Annotated in this window: 21 protein-coding genes; 11 read left to right on the top strand and 10 right to left on the bottom strand. The window is 74.3% G+C overall.

Annotation, left to right across the window (positions count from 1 at the left end):
- Nucleotides 1-221: 221 nt before the first annotated feature.
- The 4 genes from FJK98_RS19710 to ctaD all read left to right on the top strand — a co-directional run bounded on the left by FJK98_RS19710 (nt 222) and on the right by ctaD (nt 5,399).
- The gene (locus tag FJK98_RS19710; protein ID WP_240763023.1) at nt 222-1,202 is read left to right on the top strand and encodes a glucosyl-3-phosphoglycerate synthase; all 981 of its coding nucleotides are present in this window, start codon (nt 222-224) and stop codon (nt 1,200-1,202) included.
- Between the two features lie 76 nt (nt 1,203-1,278).
- Nucleotides 1,279-2,436, top strand: a complete 1,158-nt coding sequence (locus FJK98_RS19715; RefSeq protein WP_145920338.1) for a glycosyltransferase — start codon at nt 1,279-1,281, stop codon at nt 2,434-2,436.
- Nucleotides 2,437-2,578: 142 nt separating this feature from the next.
- On the top strand, nt 2,579-3,307 hold the full coding sequence (locus FJK98_RS19720; RefSeq protein WP_145920339.1) for an ATP-binding protein: 729 nt from the start codon (nt 2,579-2,581) through the stop codon (nt 3,305-3,307).
- Between the two features lie 88 nt (nt 3,308-3,395).
- Complete coding sequence (gene ctaD / locus FJK98_RS19725) at nt 3,396-5,399, top strand: cytochrome c oxidase subunit I (protein ID WP_145920340.1); 2,004 nt, start codon at nt 3,396-3,398, stop codon at nt 5,397-5,399.
- A gap of 74 nt (nt 5,400-5,473) precedes the next feature.
- Here ctaD and FJK98_RS19730 read toward each other — a convergent pair whose 3' ends face one another.
- The 4 genes from FJK98_RS19730 to FJK98_RS19745 all read right to left on the bottom strand — a co-directional run bounded on the left by FJK98_RS19730 (nt 5,474) and on the right by FJK98_RS19745 (nt 11,468).
- Nucleotides 5,474-6,613, bottom strand: coding sequence for a SigB/SigF/SigG family RNA polymerase sigma factor (locus FJK98_RS19730; RefSeq protein WP_145920341.1), 1,140 nt, complete (start codon nt 6,611-6,613; stop codon nt 5,474-5,476).
- Between the two features lie 320 nt (nt 6,614-6,933).
- Nucleotides 6,934-8,346 (bottom strand): hypothetical protein, encoded by a 1,413-nt coding sequence (locus FJK98_RS19735; RefSeq protein WP_370516913.1) that lies wholly within the window; start codon nt 8,344-8,346, stop codon nt 6,934-6,936.
- A 247-nt stretch (nt 8,347-8,593) separates the two neighbouring features.
- Nucleotides 8,594-10,357 (bottom strand): thiamine pyrophosphate-binding protein, encoded by a 1,764-nt coding sequence (locus FJK98_RS19740; RefSeq protein ID WP_145920343.1) that lies wholly within the window; start codon nt 10,355-10,357, stop codon nt 8,594-8,596.
- Nucleotides 10,350-11,468 carry a Vms1/Ankzf1 family peptidyl-tRNA hydrolase gene (locus FJK98_RS19745; RefSeq protein WP_145920344.1) on the bottom strand — a complete coding sequence of 373 codons (1,119 nt, stop codon included), beginning with the start codon at nt 11,466-11,468 and terminating at the stop codon, nt 10,350-10,352. The genes FJK98_RS19740 and FJK98_RS19745 overlap by 8 nt, the downstream gene beginning before the upstream one ends.
- Nucleotides 11,469-11,613: 145 nt before the next feature.
- Between FJK98_RS19745 and FJK98_RS19750 the strand changes: the two genes are divergently transcribed.
- The gene (locus FJK98_RS19750) at nt 11,614-12,156 is read left to right on the top strand and encodes a hypothetical protein (protein WP_194822840.1); all 543 of its coding nucleotides are present in this window, start codon (nt 11,614-11,616) and stop codon (nt 12,154-12,156) included.
- 94 nt (nt 12,157-12,250) lie between these two features.
- On the opposite strand, the gene FJK98_RS19755 is transcribed toward FJK98_RS19750, so the two are convergent.
- Entirely contained in the window at nt 12,251-12,586 is a 336-nt protein-coding gene (locus FJK98_RS19755) for a DUF3817 domain-containing protein (RefSeq protein WP_145920346.1), read from the bottom strand.
- Between the two features lie 163 nt (nt 12,587-12,749).
- Between FJK98_RS19755 and FJK98_RS19760 the strand changes: the two genes are divergently transcribed.
- Genes FJK98_RS19760 through FJK98_RS33280 form a run of 4 tightly spaced genes read left to right on the top strand, consistent with a single transcriptional unit; the run spans nt 12,750 to nt 15,124 of the window.
- Nucleotides 12,750-14,231 carry a glutamate--cysteine ligase gene (locus FJK98_RS19760; RefSeq protein WP_145920347.1) on the top strand — a complete coding sequence of 494 codons (1,482 nt, stop codon included), beginning with the start codon at nt 12,750-12,752 and terminating at the stop codon, nt 14,229-14,231.
- Between the two features lie 31 nt (nt 14,232-14,262).
- Nucleotides 14,263-14,742, top strand: a complete 480-nt coding sequence (locus FJK98_RS19765; protein ID WP_145920348.1) for a DUF2975 domain-containing protein — start codon at nt 14,263-14,265, stop codon at nt 14,740-14,742.
- Entirely contained in the window at nt 14,742-14,963 is a 222-nt protein-coding gene (locus FJK98_RS19770) for a helix-turn-helix transcriptional regulator (RefSeq protein ID WP_088645242.1), read from the top strand. Before FJK98_RS19765 ends, FJK98_RS19770 begins: the two co-directional genes overlap by 1 nt.
- Nucleotides 14,960-15,124, top strand: a complete 165-nt coding sequence (locus FJK98_RS33280) for a hypothetical protein (RefSeq protein ID WP_168222509.1) — start codon at nt 14,960-14,962, stop codon at nt 15,122-15,124. Before FJK98_RS19770 ends, FJK98_RS33280 begins: the two co-directional genes overlap by 4 nt.
- A 17-nt stretch (nt 15,125-15,141) precedes the next feature.
- On the opposite strand, the gene FJK98_RS19775 is transcribed toward FJK98_RS33280, so the two are convergent.
- Nucleotides 15,142-15,696, bottom strand: coding sequence for a TetR/AcrR family transcriptional regulator (locus tag FJK98_RS19775; protein ID WP_240762177.1), 555 nt, complete (start codon nt 15,694-15,696; stop codon nt 15,142-15,144).
- A gap of 65 nt (nt 15,697-15,761) precedes the next feature.
- Here FJK98_RS19775 and FJK98_RS19780 point away from each other — a divergent pair, with 65 nt between their 5' ends.
- Nucleotides 15,762-16,253 (top strand): FBP domain-containing protein, encoded by a 492-nt coding sequence (locus tag FJK98_RS19780; RefSeq protein WP_145920350.1) that lies wholly within the window; start codon nt 15,762-15,764, stop codon nt 16,251-16,253.
- Nucleotides 16,254-16,333: 80 nt separating this feature from the next.
- Here FJK98_RS19780 and FJK98_RS19785 read toward each other — a convergent pair whose 3' ends face one another.
- The 4 genes from FJK98_RS19785 to FJK98_RS19800 form a co-directional block, all read right to left on the bottom strand.
- Complete coding sequence (locus tag FJK98_RS19785; RefSeq protein WP_145920351.1) at nt 16,334-17,902, bottom strand: pentapeptide repeat-containing protein; 1,569 nt, start codon at nt 17,900-17,902, stop codon at nt 16,334-16,336.
- A gap of 115 nt (nt 17,903-18,017) precedes the next feature.
- Nucleotides 18,018-18,644 carry a response regulator transcription factor gene (locus FJK98_RS19790; protein ID WP_145920352.1) on the bottom strand — a complete coding sequence of 209 codons (627 nt, stop codon included), beginning with the start codon at nt 18,642-18,644 and terminating at the stop codon, nt 18,018-18,020.
- Nucleotides 18,641-19,900, bottom strand: a complete 1,260-nt coding sequence (locus FJK98_RS19795; protein WP_145920353.1) for a sensor histidine kinase — start codon at nt 19,898-19,900, stop codon at nt 18,641-18,643. The genes FJK98_RS19790 and FJK98_RS19795 overlap by 4 nt, the downstream gene beginning before the upstream one ends.
- Nucleotides 19,901-19,955: 55 nt before the next feature.
- Nucleotides 19,956-20,888 (bottom strand): hypothetical protein, encoded by a 933-nt coding sequence (locus tag FJK98_RS19800; RefSeq protein WP_145920354.1) that lies wholly within the window; start codon nt 20,886-20,888, stop codon nt 19,956-19,958.
- Between the two features lie 366 nt (nt 20,889-21,254).
- Between FJK98_RS19800 and FJK98_RS19805 the strand changes: the two genes are divergently transcribed.
- Complete coding sequence (locus tag FJK98_RS19805) at nt 21,255-22,892, top strand: cellulose-binding domain-containing protein (RefSeq protein WP_145920355.1); 1,638 nt, start codon at nt 21,255-21,257, stop codon at nt 22,890-22,892.
- The last annotated feature ends 67 nt before the right edge of the window (nt 22,893-22,959 follow it).

Below are 22,959 nucleotides of genomic sequence, written 5' to 3' on the forward strand. Positions count from 1 at the left end.
ACCGCGGACAGCACTGCCCCGGCGGGGCGGGGCGAAACCCCGGCGGGCCCCGCAACACAGCGTTCATCTGCCGGGAACCGGCCGGTGGAGCCGCCGTGATCAAGCTGTTAGGGAATATCCAGTTAACGAATGTGCAGAGATGGGAAAACCAAGTCTGCGTTTTCCGCCATGGATCTGGGGGTTTGCCAGTGCGGGACACAGAACCGATCGTCTCCCCTGTCGTGGAGGCATGGGCCACCTACCGGACGACGTCGGCGCAGGACTGGCCCACGCGACGGCTGATCAGGGCCAAGGGGGAGAACCGGGTCAGCGTGGTGCTGCCCGCCCGCAACGAGGAAGCCACCGTCGGGGCGATCGTCGCGACGATCCGGGAACATCTGATGGACCGGGTCCCCCTGGTCGACGAGCTGATCGTGGTCGACTCCCGGTCGACCGACCGGACCGCGCAGGTGGCCCGGGCCGCCGGCGCGGAGGTGGTCGGCCAGGACGAGATGACCCGGGGCCTGCCCCGGCTGACCGGCAAGGGCGACGCGCTCTGGGCCGGCCTGGCCGCCGCCGAGGGCGACATCGTCGCGTTCGTCGACGCCGACCTGCGGGAGTTCCGGCCGCACTTCGTGACCGGTCTGATCGGCCCGCTGCTGGTCGATCCGTCGGTGGAGTTCGTGAAGGGCTTCTACCACCGGCCACTGGTCGGCACGACCAGCGTGGAGACCGACGGTGGCGGGCGGGTGACGGAGCTGATGGCCCGGCCGCTGCTGAACCTGTTCTGGCCGGAGCTGGCCGGTTTCGTGCAGCCCCTCGCGGGCGAGTACGCCGGCCGGCGCGAGGTGCTGGAGCGGGTGCCGTTCGTCACCGGTTACGGGGTCGAGACGGCCATGCTGATCGACCTGCTGGAACTGGTCGGCCTGGACGCGTTGGCCCAGGTCGACCTGGGCGAGCGCAAGCACCGGCACCAGGACACCGCGGCCCTGGGCCGGATGTCCGCGCAGATCATGCACACCGCCTGGGCGCGGTTGCAGCGGCGCGGCTGGGCCGCCCCGGGCACCAGCCCGGGCGCCCTGCTGACCCAGTTCCGGCGGGGCGGCTCGGAGGCGCTGCCGAATCTCGACCGGGAGGTCGTCGTCACCGACGTCTCGGTGCAGGAACGCCCGCCCCTGGCCGAGCTGCGGCCCCGGCTGCCGCGCCGGCGGGTGGCCGCGTGACGGTGCGCCGCGCCACCCGACGCGCGGGGTCGAGACCCGCCCGGGACCCCGTCCGTCCCGAGAGGAAGTCCCGATCATGAGCCTCACCGTGCTGATGAACGCCGGCCCGTGGCTGTCCGTGCCGCCACCCGGCTACGGCGGCATCGAGAACGTCGTCGCCACCCTCGTGCCGGAGCTGCGCCGGCTCGGGGTGAAGGTGGTGCTGGCGTCGGTGGGGTCGAGCACCCTGCCGGTGGACGAGAAGTTCTCGGTCTACGCCGACGGGCAGTTCGCGGCGCTGCAACGGCCGTACAACCAGGTGTGCGGGGTGTCCCAGGCGCACCTGGCCGGGGTGGTCCGGCAGGTGCGCGGCCGCGACGACATCGACCTGGTGCACGACCACGTGGAGGCGGTCGGGCTGGCCACCCTGGCGGCGATGGGGCCGGCCGCCCCACCGGTGCTGCACACCCTGCACTGGGACCTGGCCAAGCACCCCGAGCTGTACGGCACCCTCGACGGCGGGGCGCGGGTACGGGTCAACGGCGTCTCCGCCGCCCAGTTGGCCCGCGCGCCCCGGGCGCTGCGGGAGCACGCGGTCGGGCACGTGCACCTGGCGACCCCGCTGGCGGTGCACGCCGACCGGACGCCCCCGCCGGTGAAGGGCGACTACACGGTCATCCTGGGCCGGATCAACCCGGGCAAGGGGCAGGACGTCGGCGCCCGGCTGGCCCGGCGTACCGGGGTGCCGCTGGTGCTCGCCGGCCCGGTCGGGCCCTACCACCGGCCGGCGGACCTGGCGGCGGCGGGCGGCGAGGCCCGGCAGAACCCGGACGTGCGGTTCTTCCACGACCAGGTCGCCCCGCACGTCGACGGCGACCTGGTCCGCTGGGTCGGCACGGTGGCCGGCCACGAGCGCGACGACCTGCTGGCCGGAGCACGGGCGGCGCTGTTCCCGCTGCGCTGGGAGGAGCCCGGCGGGACCGCCGTGGTGGAGTCGCTGGCGTTGGGCACACCGGTGGTGGCGACCGCCCGGGGCTGCCTGCCCGAACTGGTCGAGCACGGGCGTACCGGGCTGCTCACCGACGACGAGGACGAACTGGGTGAGCTGCTGCTGGCGGCGCGGCGGCTCGACCCGGACGAGTGCCGCCGGGAGGCCGCCGAGCGGTTCACCCCGGCGGTGATGGCGCAGCGGTACGTCGCCCTCTACGAGACGGTCCGCGCCGCCGCCCGGGTGCCGCACCTGCGGGCCGCCTGAGCCGGCCGCGACCGCCCACGGCCGGCGGGCGTCGACGGTACGACCGGGCCCGACCGTCGCCGAACGTGGGCCCGGTTTCGGTCCGCCGGGGCCCGGGTACCTGGCGGTTCTCCCCAGCACCACGAGCGGAATCGAGGGGCCGATGGTCAGCCGGATCACCTGCGAGGTCAGCGACGCGTCACCGGTGACCGTCGTACGCCTCGCCGGCGCGCTCGACCTGGGCACCATGCGCGCCGTGCACACCGTGTTGGACCGCTGCCTGACCACGCTGCCGGACGCGCTGGTGGTCGACCTGGGCGGGGTGACCGTCGCCGACCGGCTGGCGCTGTCGGTGTTCGCCGCCACCGCCCGGCAGGCCGCCGACTGGCCGGCGGTGCCGATGGTGCTCTGCTCTCCCCCGCCGGACGCCGCCGCCTGGCTGGCCACCTCCACCACCTGCCGGGTGGTGCCGGTGCGGCAGGACTGCGCGGAGGCGACCCGGTGGGCCGGGGCGACCGCCACGCCCCGGCTGCGGGCCCGGTTGGAGCCGGTGGCGGGGGCCTGCCGGCGGGCCCGTGAGCTGGTCGGTGACGCGTGTTCCCGGTGGAACGTGCCGCACCTGGTGGAGCCGGCGTCGCTGGTGCTCAGCGAGCTGGTCGGCAACGTGGTGCGGCACGCCCACACCCCGATGCGGATCACGTTGACCCTGCACCAGCCGTACCTGCGGGTGGCCGTGGCCGACGGCAGCCGGACGGCGGCCCGGGCGGCCGGCCCGGACCTGTCCGCCGAGGGCGGCCGGGGGCTGCTGCTGATCCGGGAGATGGCGCAGCGCTGGGGCAGTTCCCCGCTGGCCGACGGCAAGGTGGTGTGGGCACTCCTGCCGGCGAATTGACCGAAATTCCCCCTGTCGCCTGGTTACATGGGCGGAGGGCGGGTAGTCGCGCCCGTCCTTTCTGTCGTCACGACGGGGTGAGAGAGCCATGCCCAGACGGGTAACCACGGAGCCCGCACGAGACCGGGGGCCGGCCATCCTCGCCCCGGCCCGGTTCGGCGGCTTTCCCGGGCCGGTCCGCCCGGCGCTGCCCGGCAACAAGCTGCTACGGCTGCTCGGCACCACCGACGCCAAGCAGATCGGTCTGCTCTACCTGGCCACATCGTTCGTGTTCTTCCTGATCGGTGGGGTGCTGGCCCTGCTCATCCGGGCCGAGCTGGCCCGGCCCGGGATGCAGTTCCTCTCCCCCGAGCAGTACAACCAGGCGTTCACCATGCACGGCACGATCATGCTGCTGCTCTTCGCCACCCCGCTGGTGTTCGCCTTCGGCAACTACATCGTCCCGTTGCAGATCGGCGCCCCGGACGTGGCGTTCCCCCGGCTCAACGCGTTCGCGTACTGGCTGTACCTGTTCGGCGGGACCATGGTCGTCGGCGGCTACCTCACCCCCGGCGGCGCCGCCGACTTCGGCTGGACCGCGTACAACCCGCTCAGCGACGCGACGAACTCCCCCGGCATCGGCGCGAACCTGTGGGTGGTCGGCCTGGTCGTCTCCGGTCTGGGCACCATCCTGGGCGCGGTCAACCTGATCACCACCACGCTGACCCTGCGCGCGCCCGGCATGACCATGTTCCGGATGCCGATCTTCACATGGAACATGCTGCTCACCGCCGTCCTGGTGATCCTGGTCTTCCCGCTGCTGGCCGCCGCGCTGCTGGCGCTGGGGGCGGACCGGCTGCTCGACGCGCACGTGTACGACGCGGCGACCGGCGGGCCGATGCTGTGGCAGCACCTCTTCTGGTTCTTCGGCCATCCCGAGGTCTACATCGTCGCGCTGCCGTTCTTCGGCATCATCACCGAGATCATCCCGGTCTTCAGCCGCAAGCCGATCTTCGGCTACACCGGGCTGGTGCTGGCCACGGTCGCGATCACCGTGCTGTCGATGACCGTGTGGGCGCACCACATGTTCGCCACCGGCCAGGTGCTGCTGCCGTTCTTCAGCTTCCTCAGCTACCTGATCGCGGTGCCCACCGGGGTGAAGTTCTTCAACTGGATCGGCACCATGTGGAAGGGGCAGCTCACCTTCGAGACACCGATGCTGTTCGCCATCGGCTTCCTGGTGACCTTCCTGCTCGGCGGCCTCACCGGGGTGCTGCTGGCCAGCCCGCCGGTGGACTTCCACGTCACCGACTCGTACTTCGTGGTGGCGCACTTCCACTACGTGCTGTTCGGCACCATCGTGTTCGCCGCGTTCGGCGGGGTCTACTTCTGGTTCCCCAAGATGACCGGCCGGCTGCTCGACGAACGGCTCGGCAAGCTGCACTTCTGGACCATGTTCGTCGGCTTCCACGCCACCTTCCTCGTCCAGCACTGGCTGGGCGACGAGGGCATGCCCCGCCGGTACGCCGACTACCTGCCCAGCGACGGCTTCACCACACTCAACATGATCTCCACGGTCGGCTCGTTCGTGCTCGGCGCGTCCACCCTGTTCTTCCTCTACAACGTCTGGAAGTCCTGGCGGTACGGGGCGCTGGTGACCGTCGACGACCCGTGGGGGTTCGGCAACTCCCTCGAATGGGCCACCACCTGCCCACCGCCGCTGCGCAACTTCGACCGGATGCCCCGGATCCGCTCCGAGCGCCCCGCCTTCGACGCCAAGTACGGCCCGCTCGTCGCCGACCTCGGCCGGGACCTGCCGCAACGCACCACCCGCCCGCCGCAGGAGCTGCACGACGAGCTGCACCACGAGCGGCACATCCCCGAGTCACCGGCGGCCGAGGGCGCGCACGGGGCCCGGGACGCGGTGGCGTACCAGCCCGCGCCGCAGTCCGGCGCCCGCCCGGTGGTGGTGCCCGAACCGGAGGACGTCCGCCGCCCCGGCTTCGCGCACTCCGACGCCCCCGAGGACGACCGGCCCGACGACCCGGACCCCGGCACCCCGCAGCGGTGGCGGCACCCGCACGGCCCGGACGACGACCCCGGACGGCACTGACCGACGACCGTCGGGGCCGGCACACCCTGTGCAGGGTGCCGGCCCCGGCTCGTCGCGCCCCGGCGGGGCGGGTTTCAGGCGTCCACGGTGGCGGGCAGGCCGGCAGCGGCCAGCGAACGGCGCACCGCCGGCTGGACCCGGGTCAGCCGCAGCGGCACCCCGGTGCGGACGGCGGCGTCCCGGCCGGCCACCAGCGCGGCGATGCCCCCGGCGTCCACCCCGCCCGCGCCGTCCAGGTCCACCACCAGTTCGCGGGGCTGCCCGGCGACCGCCTCCAGCATCATCCGGCGCAGCTGGTCCGCGCCGTCGCGGTCGATCTCGCCCCCGACCTCGACCACCGTCCGCTCCGGGGTGCGTTTGACCGCGATCCGGTTCCGGCCGGTCTCCGCCTCGGCGGTGCCGTTCTGCCACGGCGGCGGGGTGTCGGCGAGCATCGCCTGACGCAGCCAGGTCAACGCCCGCGACAGCAGCCGGGACACGTGCATCTGGGAGATGCCGAACCGGGCGGCGATCTCCGCCTGGGTCTGGTTGCCGTAGAAGCGCATCGCCAGGATGCGCCGCTCCCGCCAGGGCAGCCGGTGCAGCAGCCCGCTGACCGTCACCCGGTCGTCCACCGACTCCAACGCGTTGTCCGACTCACCGACCAGGTCACCGAACTCGGCGGAACTCTCCCCGCCGACCGGCGCGTTGAGCGAGGCGGGGCTGTAGCCGGCCGCCGACTCCAGGGCGGCGAGGATCTCCTCCTCCGGCGTCTCCAGCCGGGCCGCCAGCTCGGCCACGCTCGGCGCCCGGGACAGCTCACTGGTCAACGCCGAGGTGGCCTGCCCGACCTCCAGGATCAGGTCCCGCAGCCGGCGGGGCACGTGCACCCCCCAGGTGCGGTCCCGGAAGTGCCGCTTGATCTCACCGACGATGGTGATCGCGGCGTACGCGGTGAAGGAACCCCGCTCGGGGTCGTACCGGTCGACGGCGTTGACCAGCCCGAGCCGGGCCACCTGCTCCAGGTCCTCCAACGGTTCACCCCGCCCCCGGTAGCGGCGGGCCAGCCGGCCGGCGAACGGCAGGGCGAACCGGACCAGGTCCTCGCGGGCCTCCCCCCGGCGCTCCGGTGGCAGGCCGGCGATCCGCGCGGCGTACGCCAACGCGGCGGCGTCCAGGTCCTCCAGCCCCCGGTCGGTCGGAGGTGGTGTGGTCGTGGTGGTCTGTCCGAACATCCGCGCCTCCCTCAGGAAGGTCCCCCGCCCGGATCGGGCCGGTTCGGCGCGTGGTGGCACCACGCACCGGGTCGGAAGTGGGGTTTCACGTGCCGCGCCGGGATCACCGGACACGCGCGGGCGACGACCGGCCGCCACGCGGCGGACCGTCGCGGCGAGCGGTCTTCCCGCTCCCCAGGTACTCAATCACGCGTCCCCGGGTTCGCGAGGATGTTTCGGTGTGCCGGGTCCGGCCGGGCGGCGCGGACACCCCCGGCGTCCCCTTTCCGGGCTACCGGCCGGCCGTCTCCGGCCCGGCCGCGCCGTGGGACCGGGGACGGTCAGGACACGGCGAGCCCCAGCGGCGCGCCCGCCTCGCGGAGCCCGGCCAGCGCGTCACCGACGCTCAGCGGCGGCGGCGTCGGCAGGTCGTACGGCTGCCCGCGCAACACCTCGGTGGCCCGCCGGGTGGCCACCGACGCCACCGGGTAGCCCCGGGCGGCGGTACGGTCCAGGGCCCGCCGACGACGACCGAACGCCGCCACCGCCAGCCACTGCGGCAGCCCCGCCACCGCCGGTGAGCGCAGCCCCGGCGACTCGGGCAGCACGTCCACCGAGCTGAACGGCTCGCTGCCGGCGAGCCACCACTCCACCTCCTCGACGCTGCGCCTTGTCGCGTTCTCGCACCAGTACGGCACCAGCCCCGCCCGCACCACCTGCCACGGATCGAACACCCGGCCGCACTCGACCACCAGCCGGTCGCCCGTCTTGCCGGCCCGGCGCAGCCACCGCCGGTACAGGTCGGCGGTGGCCGCGCTGAGCGCCCCCGGGTGCGGCACCCGCACCTGCCGCAGCTCGTGGCCCCGACCGTCGGCCCAGTGCCCCAGCGCGCGGGCGAACCCCGGCTCCACCCCGTGTTCGGCGGACTCCCCGGCGGCGGTGACCGCCGGCGGTTCCCACCCGTCCCCGGTCGCGCCGGCGGCCCGCAGCACCTGACGCAGGGCGGGCGAGTCCGGGTGGAAGTCCACCGGTCGCAGGCCGCTGGCCGGGCAGCCGAGCTGGAAGCTGTGCCCCTGCCCGGAGTCCGACACCGGCCACCGGCGTACGTCGTCGACCAGCAGCACCGCCGCCCGGTGGGTCAGCCGGTCGGCCAGGAACCGGGCGTACGCCACCGGCAGCGCCCGCCAGCGGGCCACCAGGCTGATCGCCGCGCCGGCCAGCGCGCCCCGGCTCGCCGGGCAGTGCACCTGGCGCAGGTGCAGGCCGGAGTTGCCGGCGAGGACCCGGGCGGCGAACGCGGCCCCCTGGTCGAGCGCGGCGGCGGGACGGTCCACGGCGCCGTGCGTCCAGTGGGCGGTCATCTCGAAGCCGGTGGGCAGCCAGGGCACCCCGAGCGCCACGGCGAGGTGCACGGCGGCGGCGTGCGGCGCGCCCAGCACCACCGCCGGGTACCGCTCCCGGGGGTACTGGTCGACGATCCAGCCGGCCACCCGTTCCCCGTCCACCTCGCTGGCCTGGGCGGCGGTGAGCGCCACCCGGCCGGCGTTGCGCGCGACGGCGAACCGGGACGCGGACGTCGGGTGTCCCAGGTCGGCGCAGTCCACCCCGCGCAGCGCGCGGGCGGCGGCGGCCACCAGCACCCGTGCGGTGCTGCCGGCCGTGACGACCCGGTCGCCGGCCAGTCCGGCGCCCCGGGCCGTCGGCCCGGCCGGTGCCGTCCGCACCGGCTCCACCCCGCCTCGTTCGCTCACCACGCGGCCCGGCTTCCCGCCCCTTCGGGGTCTAAACGGGGCATCGCGTCCCGACGGGCGCAATCCCCGACCCGCCCGCCGGTACGCCCTACCGGTGCACCCCGGTCGGCGACCGCCCAGCCCGGTCCGGGCGGGCCGGGCGGGGTTTCGGGGTGACCGGGCGGCGCACATCCGGACTAACGGCGGTCGGTGGGAAGGACGTCGCGCCTCCCCGGTGACTGGTGGGGTCAGGGATGCCGGGGGCCGGGGGCTAGACGAGATCCTCCGCCTCGACGACCTGCCGCTCGGCCGCCATCATCCGGTCCCGGATGCGTCGGGTGGCGTCACCGTCGGCGAACAGGCCCCGCAGGTCGGCCAGGGAGGGCTCCGGAGCGCCGGGCGACACCGTCGGGTCCACCACCGCCTCCAGCACGCACGGCCGGTCGGCGGCGAGCGCCTCGTCCCAGGCCGCGCCGACCAGTTCCGGCCGGTCCACCCGGACGCCGTGCAGGCCGAGTAGCCGGGCCCAGCCGGCGTACGGCACGTCGGCCCGGCGACCGGGCACGCCCGGCTGCCAGCGGCCGTCGCCGAGCCCGGAGTGGTCCCGGTTGTTGAGCACCAGCACCACCAGCCGGGGGTCGGCCCAGTCCTGCCAGCGGTGGGCCACGGTGATCAGCTCGGCGAGGCCGTTGAGCTGCATCGCCGCGTCGCCGAGCAGGGCGAGCACCGGGGTGTCCGGGCGGGCCAGCTTCGCCGCGAACGCGTAGGGCAGGGCGCAGCCGAGCGAGCCGAGGGCGCCGCAGAGCTGTGCGTCGACCCCGGGTGGCAGCACCAGGTGGCGGGCGTACCAGGAGAGCACCGAGCCGACGTCGACGGCGACCGACCCGGTGTGCGGCAGCCGGGCGGACAGTTCCCGCAGGACCAGTTGCGGGTTGACCGGTTCGGCCGGCGCGGCGGCGTGCGCGGCGGCCTCCGTTCGCCACCGGTCGACGGCACCCTCCACGGTGGCCCGCCAGTGCCGGTCGGGGCGGTCGGCGACCTGGCCCAGCAGCGCGCGCAGGGTCTCGGTGGCGTCGCCGACCAGGGGCACGTCCACCGGGTACCGGGTGCCGATCCGTCGCCCGTCGATGTCGATCTGGATGGTGCGGGTCTGGCCGGGCATCGGGAAGTAGTCGGTCCACGGGTCGTTGGTGCCTACCAGCAGCAGGGTGTCCGCGCCGCCCATGAGCTGCGCGGCGGCCGTGGTGCCGACCTCGCCGAGCACCCCGGTGTGGAACGGCAGCCGTTCGTCGAGCACCGGCTTGCCCAGCAGCGAGGTGGCCACCCCGGCGCCGAGCCGGTCGGCCAGCGCCACGATCTGTTCCGCCGCGCCCCGGCCGCCCTGCCCGACCAGGATCGCCACCCGCTGCCCGACGGTGAGCAGCGCCGCGGCGGCGTCCAGGTCGGCCTGGTGCGGCAGCACCCGGGCCAGCGGCTCGCCGGGCGTCGCGGTGAGCACCCCGGCGGTGTGCGGTTGCAGCTGCGGCACGGCGGCCTCCTGCAACGCCCGGGGCAGCACCACGCAGGTCGGGCTGCGGGTCGCCGCGGCGGTCCGGAACGCCTGGTCGAGCAGGGCCGGCACCTGCTCCGGGGTACGCCCGTAGCGGACGAACTGGTGGCACACGTCGCCGAAGAGCCGGCTCAGCCCGATCTCCTCGTGCACCTCGCCGAGCGGCCCGGTGACGTCCTCACCGACGATCGCCACCACCGGTTTGCTGTCCAGCTTCGCGTCGTACAGGCCGTTGAGCAGGTGCACCGCGCTGGGGCCCTGGGTGGCCAGGCAGACCCCGATGCCGCCGGTGAACTTGGCGTGTCCGGTGGCCATGAAGGCGGCGCTCTCCTCGTGCCGGGCGGGGACGAACTCCGGGTCCCCGCCCGCGGCGTCCAGGGCCCCGACCACCGGGGCGATCGCCTCCCCCGGGCAGCCGAAGGCGCGGGGCACCCGCCAGGCCCGCAACCGGTCCACCACCAGGTGCGCGACGGTGCGGTCAGCCATGGTCGCGTCCCGGGGTGGCCGGGTCGACGTAGCGCAGCACCGCGCCGACGCCGTCGGCCAGCTCGGGGGCCTCGTCCGGCCCGAGGACGGTCAGGTCGGCGTCGGTGCCGACCAGGGCCCGGACCAGGGCCGCGTCGGCCCGGACCCGTTGCGGGTCGGACACGGCGGCGAGCTGGTCGGGCGCGGTGGCGATGTCGGTGGCCCGGGGGCCGATCCACAGCTCGCCGACGGCCGACGGGTCGTCGACCAGCAGCATGGTGTCGACCTGGTTGCGTTGCAGGGCGGCCACCACGGCGTCCAGTCCGACGCCCACGTCCTCCTGGGTGCCGAACCGGTCCAGCGCGGCGGTGACGTGCTGGTCGGCGGCCTCGGCGATGGTCTGCACGGTGACGTCGTCCATCGCGGCCGGGTCGGCGCCGCCGGCCCGGGAGCCGGCGTCGGTGCGGACCACCACGTCCTGCCAGCGGCGCGGCAGTTGGGCGGCGATCATCCCGGTGGCCCGGACGTCGCCGGCGACCACCACCACGTCCGCGCCGACCCGCTCGGCCAGTTCGGCGGTGGCTGCGGCGGCGTCCCCGGCGTTGTGGTGCCAGGCCTCCGTCGCGGCCCGCTGGTAGCGGGACTGGGACCAGCCGCCGGGTTGCACCCGGCGCAGCGGGTAGCTCTGCCGGCCGGTGACGTGGGCCCGTCGGGGCACCCCGCCGGCGCTGACCGCGACGGCGTCCGCGCCGGTGCGGTCGGCGAGCACCCGGACCCAGGCGACCTGTTCCCCGCGCTGCGCGAGCAACGGCATGACGTGCGGCAGTGGGGCGTACGCGGCCAGGTCACGCAGGGGCGGCGCGGCGAGGTACTCGGAGAGCACCACCCGACCCCGGTTGGCGAACGCGGCGAGTCCGTAGTCGCCCGGCAGCGGGTCGTGGCCGCGGACCACCCGGTCCAGCGCCGCGATGGTCGGCTCGTCCGCGCCGTCGGCGGCGAGCTGCTCGGCCAGGGCCCGCCAGCGCAGGTCCAGCGCCGGACGCGCGTCCTGGGTGTCCCGGGAGGCGTCCAGGTAGACCGAGCACCACGGCCCGGGACGGTCGTAGAGCGGGTGCAGGAAGGACAGCTGCATGCTCGACCCCTTTCCGGCTCGGCCGCCCGCTTACCCGCGCCGCCCGGGATGTCACCTCGACCGGTCCGGGTGGCGTGACACCCGGTTCATTCATGTCATTCGACCCGGAAGACGGATACCATCAGTGAACGGAACCGGACTCTCGGTGGTGAACATGGACAGCGATCTCCGTAATCGGGTGATACGCCCGACGCAGCGGATATTCACCGGGCGGGTGGTCCGGTTCATGGACGGCTACACCCGCGAGGTGAGGATCGGCCAGCCGGTGCTGGTCGCGGTGCTGACCGCGGCGAGCGTGGCGGGCCTGCTGGTGATGCTGGTGCGCACGGCGCTCTCGCAGGCCGGCGGCGGCAGCCGCCGCAAGTGGAAGGATCTCAAGAAGGGGCCGGAGTTCCTGGTCACCCCGGTCCGGCTGCGCGACGACAAGGGCCAGCTCTACGAGGTGGAGCTGCACGGGCACCTGGCGCAGAGCGCGGTGCACCCGTCCGACTGGGTGCAGCTCACGCTGAGCCCGCAGGACGTCGACCTGCCGCCGCGCATCGAGCGGATCGTCAACCTGACCACCGGGCAGTTGCTCACCCCGCGTACCGCCACGGTGTGGAGCCACCTCGGCCCGCCGCTGCTGATCCAGGCGGTGCTGGGCGCGGTGCTGGTGCTGCTGGTCGCCGCCGCCGTGGTGCTCACCTGACGTCACCCGACCGGCCCGCGCCCGCCCCGACGGGCCGGGGCCCGCACGGCAGGGGCCTGGGCGGCAGCAGGCGGCGACGGGTGGCCCGGGGCGGTCAGCCGACCGGGGTCAGCGGGCGCTGCGGCGCGGTGGTCCGCAGCAGGCCCCGGCGGGCGGCCCAGCGTTCGAAGAGCAGGGTGGCGAACGGCGGCACCGCGCAGACCAGCGCCACGAAGGTCACCCCGAGCGACCACCGGTGCAGCCGGGCCACGGCGAGCACCAGGATGCCGTACGCGACGAAGAGCGCGCCGTGGATCGGCCCGAAGACCTGCACGCCGATCTCGTTGCCCGGCGGGCCGTACTTGACCGCCATGCCGACCAGCAGGGCCAGCCAGGAGCAGGCCTCGGCGATCGCCGCCGCCACGAACAGCCGGGTCGTCTTCTCGCGCATCGCGCCATGCTATCCAGCCGCCGTCGCCTTCCGGCCCGCGACGGGCGGCGGGCGACGGGGATCACCCGGGTCGCCGGTGGGTACGTAGGGGGTCCTTCGGGTCTTCCCGGTTCGCCCGGGACGTGCGAGGTTTGTCGGGACCAACGGTGACAGGGCGGTGACCATGGGCGAGGAAGTCGGGGCGCGCACGTTCAGTCGGGAGGACCGGGCCCGCTACCGGGAGAAGGTCCGCCGGTGTCTGGACGTCTTCGCCGAGATGCTGCGGGAGTCCCGGTTCGACGTGGAGCGGCCGATGACCGGCCTGGAGATCGAGCTGAACCTGGTCGACGACGACTCGCGGCCGACGATGCGCAACGCCGACGTGCTCGCCGCCGTCGCCGATCCCAGTTTCCAGACCGAGCTGGGCCAGTTCAACGTGGAGATCAATGTCGCGCCCCGGCGGCTCGTCGGCACCGGCACGGCCGAGTTCGAGCAGCACGTGCGGGCCAGCCTGAACGCCGCGGAGGAGAAGGCCCGCACGGTCGACGCCCACATGGTGATGATCGGTATCCTGCCCACCCTGGAGCCGGGGCACCTGACCGCCGGGGCGCTGTCGGCGAATCCGCGCTATGCGCTGCTCAACGAGCAGATCTTCGCCGCCCGGGGCGAGGACCTGCGGATCTCGATCAGCGGGGTGGAGCGGCTGGCCACCACGGCCGACACCATCACCCCGGAAGCGGCCTGCACCAGCACCCAGTTCCACCTCCAGGTCAGCCCGGCCGACTTCGCCGGCTACTGGAACGCCGCCCAGGCGATCGCCGGGGTCCAGCTCGCGCTGGGCGCGAACTCGCCGCTGTTCTTCGGCCGGGAGCTGTGGCGCGAGACCCGGGTCCCGCTGTTCCAGCAGGCCACCGACACCCGCTCCGAGGAGATCAAGGCCCAGGGGGTACGCCCACGGGTCTGGTTCGGCGAGCGCTGGATCACCAGCGTGTTCGACCTGTTCGAGGAGAACGTGCGCTACTTCCCGGCGCTGCTGCCGGTGTGCGACCCGGAGGACCCGGCCGAGACGCTGGCCGCCGGTGACGTGCCGAGGCTGGCCGAGCTGCGGTTGCACAACGGCACCATCTACCGCTGGAACCGCCCGGTGTACGACGTGTGGAAGGGCCGCCCGCACCTGCGGGTGGAGAACCGGGTGCTGCCGGCCGGGCCGACGGTGGTGGACACGATCGCCAACGGCGCGTTCTATTTCGGGCTGGTCCGGGCGCTGGCCGAGTCGGACCGGCCACTGTGGTCGCAGATGTCGTTCAGCGCGGCGGAGGAGAACTTCACCAGCGGGGCCCGGCACGGCATCGACGCGCAGGTGTACTGGCCGGGGCTGGGCTACCTGCCGGCGACCGAGCTGGTGCTGCGCCGGTTGCTGCCGTTGGCCCACCAGGGGTTGGACCGGTGGGGGGTGGACCCGGCCGAACGTGACCGGCTGCTGGGCATCATCGAGCAGCGCTGCCTGACCGGGCGTAACGGCGCGAGCTGGCAGGTGGCGACGTTGCACCGGCTGGAGTCGGCCGACCACCTCGACCGGCCGGAGGCGTTGCGCGAGGTGGTCCGGCAGTACGTCGAGCTGATGCACAGCAACCGGCCGGTCCACGAGTGGCCGGTGACCGATTGACTTTCGATAGTTTGCGAGCGATAGTCGATACATGACGACGGCACGCTGGGCGGTCACCGCCCTCAGAGTCTTTCTCGTGGTCCTGTTCGCGGTGCTCGTGCTGTTCCAGACCATGTCGCTGCCCGGCCAGTTCGCCCACCTGGCCCGGGAGTCGCCCGAGCAGGCGTACCTGCGCTGGCCGGCCACCGCCGTGACGGTGTTCTGGGTGCTCTGCGTCCAGGTGGTGATCGTCGCCACCTGGCGGCTGCTCACCCTGGTCCGCGACGACCGGATCTTCAGCGAACCCGCGCTGGTCTGGGTGGACGCCATCGTCTGGGCGATCGCCGCCGGGTGGCTGACGCTGGTGGGCGTCTTCGGCTACGTCGGGTTCCACGCCGACGACCCCGGCCTGCCGATGCTGCTGTTCCTGCTGTCCGTCGGGGTCACCGTGCTCGGACTGCTGATGGTGGTGATGCGGGCGCTGCTGCGCCAGGCCACCACGCTGCGCTCCGACATGGAAGCGGTGATCTGATGCCCATCGTCGTACGCATCGACGTCGAGCTGGCCAAACGCAAGATGAGCGTCGGCGAGTTCGCCGAGCGGGTCGGGCTGACCCCGGCGAACGTGGCCGTGCTGAAGAACGGCCGGGCCAAGGCGGTGCGGTTCAGCACCCTGGAGGCGATCTGCCGGGTGCTCGACTGCCAACCGGGCGACCTGCTCGAATTCGTCGACGACGGGGAGCCGACGCCGTGAGGTACCTGCTCGCCCCCGCCGCCGCCGTGCTTCTGGCCGCCGGGGCGGCCGGTGTCGTGCTCGGCGAGTCCGACGACTCCCCCGGGCTCCAGCTGCTGGGCGGCCTGCTGGTCATCGGCGCGATCGGGATCGGCGTACGGGTCTTCCGGGTGCTGCGGTAGCGCCCACCGGGGCCGGTTCAGGGCGCCGGCCAGTGGCGCAGCAAAGCGTCGAGGGCGTCGAGGACCCGGGTCCAGGTCTGCCCGGTGTCGGGGGCGCTGTGGTCGAACCCGCCGCCCAGTTCGAGGTTGACGTAGCCGTTGAAGACGCTGCCGAGCAGCCGGACCGCGTGGGTCTGGTCAGGTTCGTGCAGGTCGTAGCCGCGCAGGATGGCCCGGGTCAGCCCGGCGTGCCGCCTCCCGGCGCTGGCGGCGGCCGTGGCCGGGTCGAGCCTGAGCTGGGCGGCGGCCCACCGGCCCGGATGCTCGCGGGCGTAGTCGCGGTAGACGCCGCCGAGGGCGGCCAGCGCGTCCCGGCCGGCCCGGCCGGCGAGGGCGTCGGCGGCGCGGACGGCCAGCTCGTCGAGGGCGAGCAGGGCGATCCGGGTGCGCAGGTCGGCGGAGTTGCGCACGTGCGCGTAGAGGCTCGCGACCTGCACGTCGAAGCGCCGGGCGAGCGCGGAGAGGGTCACCTGGTCGAACCCGACCTCGTCGGCCAGCTCCGCGCCGGCCCGGGTGAGACGGTCGGTGGTCAAGCCCGCACGTGCCATAACTCATTATGGGTTTGCCTAAAGGTTTTAGGCAAATTACCGTGGCCGTCATGGAGCCACTGACCGAGCAGGAGATCCGTTCCGCGTTCGTCAACTGCACCAAGGGCGAGAGCAAGCGGCTGTACGTCCCCCGCGACCTGGCCGACCGCCCCTGGCCCGACCTGGACTACCTCGGCTGGCGGGACCCCCGCGCCCCCGACCGCGCCTACCTGGTCACCGAGGTCGACGGCCGGCGGACCGCCCTGGTACTGCGCTGCCCCACCCCGACCACCCGGCAGCCGCCGCGCGGCATGTGCGCCATCTGCCTGACCACCCCCGCCGGCGGCGTCAGCCTGATGGTCGCGCCAAGGGCCGGCAGGGCCGGGCAGCAGGGCAACTCGGTGGGCACCTACCTCTGCACCGACCTCGCCTGCCCGCTCTACGTCCGCGGACGCAAGGACGCCGGCCCCGGCGCCCGGATGCAGGAATCGCTCACCACGGCGGAGAAGGTCCAGCGGCTGACGGCGAACGTCGCCGCGTTCGTCGCCCGGGTGACCGGCTGACCGTGCCCGGCCGGGACGACGCGGCCGGTGGCGGGACCGCGCGACACCCGCCCGACGCGCACCGGGCCGCGCGGCGGCGTTCACCCCTCGGGTGACGCCGCCTCGTCGATCACCATCCCGGCGTGACCCGCCATCTCGCCGAGGATCTCGCGCACACTCCGCCGGTGGTCGAGCCGTGCCCCGGCGAAGCTGACCGGACCGTGGAACGTCGCCCGCCCGTCGCCGCCGAGCCGGAAGGCCGCCCCGGTGAAGACGCTCCCCGCGAACCCGGTGCCGCCGTGGAACTGGGCGCCGGTGAAATCGGCGTAGCCGACGTGGCAACCGCCGAGGTCGAGGTCGACCAGGGTGGCCCCGCAGAGCATGAGGTCCGTTCCCGCCCAGTGCGGCGGCCCGCCCGGGGCGTGCGTCGACGGACGCAGCCGCGCCGCGAGCATCCGCTGCGCGGTACGCCGCAGTTCCAGCTCGGCGGCCTGCCCGCCGGTGCGGGGCCCGGCCAGGTCGAACGACAACGGCGTACGCAGGTAGCCGCAGACCGCGTCCACCACCCGCTGCCGCAGCTCCGGCCGGGCGTCACCGAGGTCGGCGAGGACCGCCAGCCCGGCCCGGCGCACGTCCGGGTCGGCGTCGGCGAGCTGACCCGCGTACGGGTGGACGGCGTCGTCGGGCACCAGCTCCGCCCCGTCCGGCCCGGCCGGTGCCGGCGTCCAGCCGAGCGGCCAGCACACCGGGCCGTCGTCGGCCCTACCGGCCCAGGTCGCGCCGGTGAGGTCCACGGTGGGCTGGTCGAGGTGGACCGGCCCGGCGAACCGGGCCTGTCGGAACGTCACGGCGGCCCCGAACCGCGCCTTGAAGAACCAGGCCGGACCGGCGAAGCGGACCTGCCGGAACGACACCGGCCCGACGAACCGGGCGCCGTCGCCGCCCTCACTCCACTCCTGGTAGTCACCCATCAGCACGGCGACGGGCCAGTGCGGGTCGTCCTCGTTCGGCTCGTCCCAGGGGGCCGGCGAGATCTCCTCGATGGTCTCCCAGGCCGGGTCGTCCTCCCACAGCTCGTCCTCGCCTCGGCCGAACCAGGCGAACGCGGCGAACCGGGCCCCGGTGAAGTCGGCGTCGGCGCGGAACCGGGCCCGACCGAATGTGGCATGGCCGAGGAACCGGGCCCGGGTGAACCGGGCCGGGCCGGGCCAGACGGTGCGGGCGAAGTCGGCGTCGCCGGTGAACCGGACGTCGGCGAACGAGGTGTTCCCGAGGAACCGGGCGTCGGCGAACCGGGCCGCACCCAGCACCGCGCCACCGAGGTCGAGGTCCACCAGGGTGGCCGCCCGCAGGTCGAGGTCGACGGCGGGCGGCGGCTCCGGATCGGCGGTCGGGGTCGCCGGCCCGGCCGGGTCCTCCGCCGCCGGGCTCAGCAGCGTGGCCAGCACCCGGCCCGCCTCCCGCCGGGCGTCGGGGTCCCACCCGTCGGCCCCCACCGGTGCCCGCAGCCCGTCGGCGAGCGCCGCGACCGCCCGGGGCCGCAGCCCGGGGCAGCCGGCCACCAGCTCACCGAGGCCACGCAGGGCGACGATCCGGCCCGCGCCCGTCTCCTGCGCCACCGCGCGGACGGCTACCTGGAACGCCACCGAGTCCGACTCCCCGACCGTCACCCGACCTCCCACCCGAGCCCCCGCCGGGGACGCCCCGGCGTCGCGCAGGATAGCCGGGCCGACCGACAGCGGCCCCAGGCGGGCGGCGCGGTCAGCCGTCCCCCGGTGGGCGCGGTCAGCCGCCCCGGGCGAACAGGGCCAGGCGTACCCGGTTCGGGCTGTCCGTCTTGGTCATCAGGCTGGTGATGTGGGTCTTGACCGTGGTGACGCCGATGTGCAGCCGGTCGGCGATCTCGGTGTTCGACAGCCCCTCGGCCACCAGGGCGAGCACGTCCTGCTCGCGGGCGGTCAGCCCGGCCACCGGTCGGGGCGGCTCGGCGCGGGCGTGCACCGCCCGCCGGACCAGCCGCTGCAACACCTCCTCACTGAACGGGCTGCCCCCGGCGGCGGCCCGGCGCACCCCGTCGACCAGGTCGCCGGGCGGGGCGTCCTTGAGCAGGAATCCGCAGGCCCCGGCGGTGAGCGCGGGATAGAGGTGGTCGTCGTCGCCGAACGTGGTCAGCACCAGCACCCGGGTCGCCGGCCGGTCGGCGAGGATGCGGCCGGTCGCGGTGATCCCGTCGACGCCGGGCATCCGCAGGTCCATCACCACCACGTCGGGGACGAGCCGGGCGGCCAGGGTGACCGCGTCGCGGCCGTTGTCGGCCTCCCCGACCACCGTGATGTCCGGCTGCGCGTCACAGAGCATGCGCAGGCCCGCGCGGATGAGGTGCTGGTCGTCGACCAGCAGCACCCGGATCACGCCGGCTCCGCCGCGTACGGGCCGCCCGACCCGGGCGGGCCCGCCGTACCGCCCGGGGGTGGGCCGGCCGGGTCCGGGCCGGCGGCGGACGCCACGGCGGGCAGCACCGTCCGGACCCGCCACCCGGTGCCGGCGGGGCCGGCGTCCAACCGGCCGCCGAGCACCTCGACCCGTTCCCGCATACCGGTGAGGCCGTGCCCGCCGCCGGGTGGCACCGCCGTCGGCGCCCAGCCCCGCCCGTCGTCGGCCACCTCCCAGTGGACGGCGTCGTCGACCACCGACACGGTCAACCGCGCCCGCGCGGACGTTCCGGCGTGTTTCACCACGTTGGTCAGCGCCTCCTGGGTCAACCGCAGCACCGCCAGCCCGCGTACCGCGTCGAGGGTGCCCACCGCCGGGGCGACGTCCGCCGCCACCGTCACCCCGGCCTGCCGGGCCCGGTCGACCGCCGCCCCGAGCGCGGCCGGCAGCGCCGACGGCTCGATCGCGGTCAACGTCGCGTCGCCGTGCGCCACGTCCGGATCGCGCAGCACCGCGACCAGCCCGCGCAGGTCCGCCAGCGCCGCCGTCCCGGTGGCGTGCACGTCGTCGAAGACGGCACCGACCCGGGGGTCGAGGTCGGTGAGGACGTGCCGGGCGACGCCGACGCGCAGCACCATCGAGGCCACGTGGTGGGCGACCACGTCGTGCAGCTCCCGGGCGATGGCGCTGCGTTCGTCGGCGCGCGCCGCCCGCTGCTCCGACTCGCGGTGCAGGTGCTCGGCCCGGTCCCGTTCGTCGGCCTGCCGGCCGAGTTCCCGGTTGGTCCGCACCACGGTGCCGATCAGCAGCGGCAGGCCGACGTCCACCAGCAGCCCGAACACCGTGCCGGTGACCCCCCGGCCGGTGTGCCCGGACGGGTCGAACGCCGCGACCACGGTCAACCCCACGGCCGCCCACCAGCCGGTGCGGGGACGCCGGGACCGCATGGTCACCTCGAGCAGCGCCCAGCTCGCCCCGACCTGGTTGATCGTGGTGTCGTCGAGGACGACGATCGCGGCGACCAGCAGGGCGGTCTGCGCCGTCAGGTTGAGCAGCGGCCGGCGGTGGGCCAGCAACGCGACGGCGAAGGCGACCACCGCGAGCGCCCACTGCGGGCCCGTCGGCGGCTGACCGGTCTTGGTGCCGAAGAGGAGGTAGCACAGGCCGCTGAGGTCGAGCAGGACCATCCGCACCAGCGTGTCCCGCGTGTCGAACAGTCGTCCCAGCCAACCCACGTCGGTCAGCCTACGGACCGCAGGGCCGGCGCAGGACCCGCCGGGTGGGTGGTGGTCACGCGGCCAGCGCCAGTTCCGGGCGACGCCGCCGGGACGCCACCACCGCCGTCACGGCGAGCGCGGTCGCGGCCACCAGGGCGGCCAGCGCGGCGAGCGTGGTCAGGTCCGGCCGCAGCAGCGGCTGCCCGCGCAGCGCCTGCCAGGTCAGCAGCAGCGTGAGTACGCCGTACCCGGTGCCCGCGACGGCCAGCAGCCGGACCCGGTCGGCCTCGTCGAGCCAGCGGCCCAGGTAGCGGCGCAGGAAGAAGGCCAGGATCGGCAGCGCCTGCATGGCGTGCAGCCCGACGAAGTGCCCGATCCGCAGGTCGCCCCCGGTGGTGCTCCAGCCGACGACGGGCAGCCCCGGCCCGCCGTCGGGCACCCCGACGCTGTGCGCCCCGGTGATCCCGGCGTCGGCCGACGCCTGTCCGGGCTGGGTCATCGGCACCGCCACCAGCATGCCCAGCGCGGACAGGCCGAGCCCGAACCCCATCGCCCACCGGGTGGCCCGGTCCCCGGCCCGCCGCACCAGCAGGGTGACCGCGACGACGACGTGCGCGACGAACAGCACCATGACGGCCGCGCCCATCACCTGCCAGAGCGCGGCGTTGAGCGGGCTGGTCTCGTTGTAGTGGCTGGTCGTGCCGCGCAGCACCTGCCCGACGATCACCGCCATCTCGATCAGGGCCGTGGCCACCACCACGCTGCCGGCCCACTCCCCGACCCGGCTGCGGCGGGGCAGTTGGGCCAGCATCCAGGCGAGGGTGGCCCCGTAGAGCACGAAGGACACCGAGAACTTGAACGGCTTGAGCCAGATCGGCGCGCCGGTGAGCACCCGTGGATCGGCGAGCAGGCCGACGGCCGTGACCACGGCGAGCACCGCCATGGCGGCGCTGAGCAGAACCAGGGGGCGGTGCCGTCGGGTCGCCCGGGACATCACGTCAGTCATGCCTGTAGACGTTCGCCGGTCGGCGGCCCGACCGCGTCCGACCGGGAGCCCCGGTCGTGGCCCCGGGTCGGAGGTCGGCTCCTCCCCAGGGTGGAGGCGGGCCGCCGCCCGATTGACGGCATCGAGAACGGTCAGTACCGTGGGAGGGAAAGCGCTTACCTGCTCGAACTGACTGGTCAGCGCCTCGGGAGCGGCCCAGGTCGTCCCGACGGCAACACCTCGCGTCCGACGATCCGGGCTGGTCCGGCGCGAGCGGTCCCTCCCGTGACGGGCCTGTAGGGCGGGCCCGCCTGCCCCGCCCCCGCCGGGCACCGGCGTCGCCGGTCCCCCGCGCGGGCTCCCTCACCACATCCACAGGAGAGAACCATGATCCTTCGCCAGCGCCGCACGGCGTGGTGGATCTCCGCGGTCGCCGCGACGGCGCTCACCACGGCCGGCACGGTGGTCACCGCGAACGCGGCCCAGGCCGCCGCCGGCTGCCGGGTCGACTACGCGGTGGCCAGCCAGTGGTCCGGCGGCTTCACCGCGAGCGTCACCCTCACCAACCTCGGTGACCCGATCAGCTCCTGGGCGGCCACCTGGTCGTTCACCGCCGGCCAGCGCGTCGACCAGGGCTGGAACGCCACGTTCAGCCAGAGCGGCAGCACCGTCAGCGCGGCGAACGCCGACTACAACGGCGCCGTCGGCACCAACGGCACGGTCACGTTCGGCTTCAACGGCACCTGGACCGGCAGCAACCCGACCCCGACGGGTTTCGCGGTCAACGGGGTGGCCTGCACCGGCGGCACCACCCCCACCACCGCGCCCCCGACGACCGCACCACCCACCACCGCACCGCCCACCACCCCACCCCCGACCACCCCGCCACCCACCACGCCCCCGCCGACCACCCCGCCGCCCACGACCCCGCCGCCGAGCGGCAGCACCCTGTACGTGGCGACCAACGGCAGCGCCGGTGCGGCCGGCACCCAGGCGAACCCGACCACCCTCGCCTCGGCCATCACCCGGGTCACCGCCGGCGGGACGATCTACGTCCGCGCCGGGACCTACAACCTGGCGCAGACCGTCACCATCGAACCCGGCAACAACGGCACCGCCAGCGCGCGCAAGAAGCTGTTCGCCTACCCGGGTGAGAAGCCGGTGCTGAACTTCTCGGCGATGAGTGAGGACCCGGCCAACCGGGGGCTCGCCCTCAACGGGTCGTACTGGCACGTCCAGGGCCTGATCGTGGAGCGGGCCGGCGACAACGGGATCTTCGTCGGCGGCAGCAACAACATCATCGAGCGGACGGTGACCCGGTTCAACCGGGACAGCGGGCTCCAGCTCTCCCGGATCGCCTCCAGCACCCCCCGCGACCAGTGGCCGTCGAACAACCTGGTGCTCAGCGCCGAGTCACACGACAACGCCGACTCCGACGGTGAGGACGCCGACGGCTTCGCCGCGAAACTCACCGTCGGCACCGGCAACATCTTCCGGTACGCGGTGTCCCACAACAACATCGACGACGGGTGGGACCTCTACACCAAGACCGACACCGGCCCGATCGGCCCGGTGACCATCGAGGACTCCCTGGCCTACAACAACGGGACGCTCAGCAACGGCACCCAGAACGGCAACGGTGACCGCAACGGCTACAAGCTCGGCGGCGAGGACATCGGGGTCAACCACATCGTGCGGCGCAACATCGCCTTCCGCAACGGCAAGCACGGCTTCACCTACAACCGCAACCTCGGCACGATGACGGTCTCGAACAACCTCGGCATCGACAACACCGAGCGCAACTTCTCGTTCGACGGCGGCAGCTCGGTGTTCCGGAACAACACCTCGTGCCGCAGCGGCAGCGGGTCCAACGACAAGATCGTCGGCAACAGCGACAGCTCCAACCAGTTCTGGACCGGCAGCAACGGCTCGCGCTGCGCGTCGTACACCGGGGCCATCGGGTGGTCCTTCGCCTCCGACGGGCGGCTCGTGGTGACCCTCGGCGGCCGGCAGGTCACCCTGTAACCGCCCTTTCTCGGGGTGGTGGCCCGGCCGGTCGGACCGGCCGGGCCACCCCTGAAGGCAACTCATG

This window comes from Micromonospora sp. HM134, assembly GCF_007833915.1.
Lineage (GTDB): Bacteria > Actinomycetota > Actinomycetes > Mycobacteriales > Micromonosporaceae > Micromonospora > Micromonospora wenchangensis.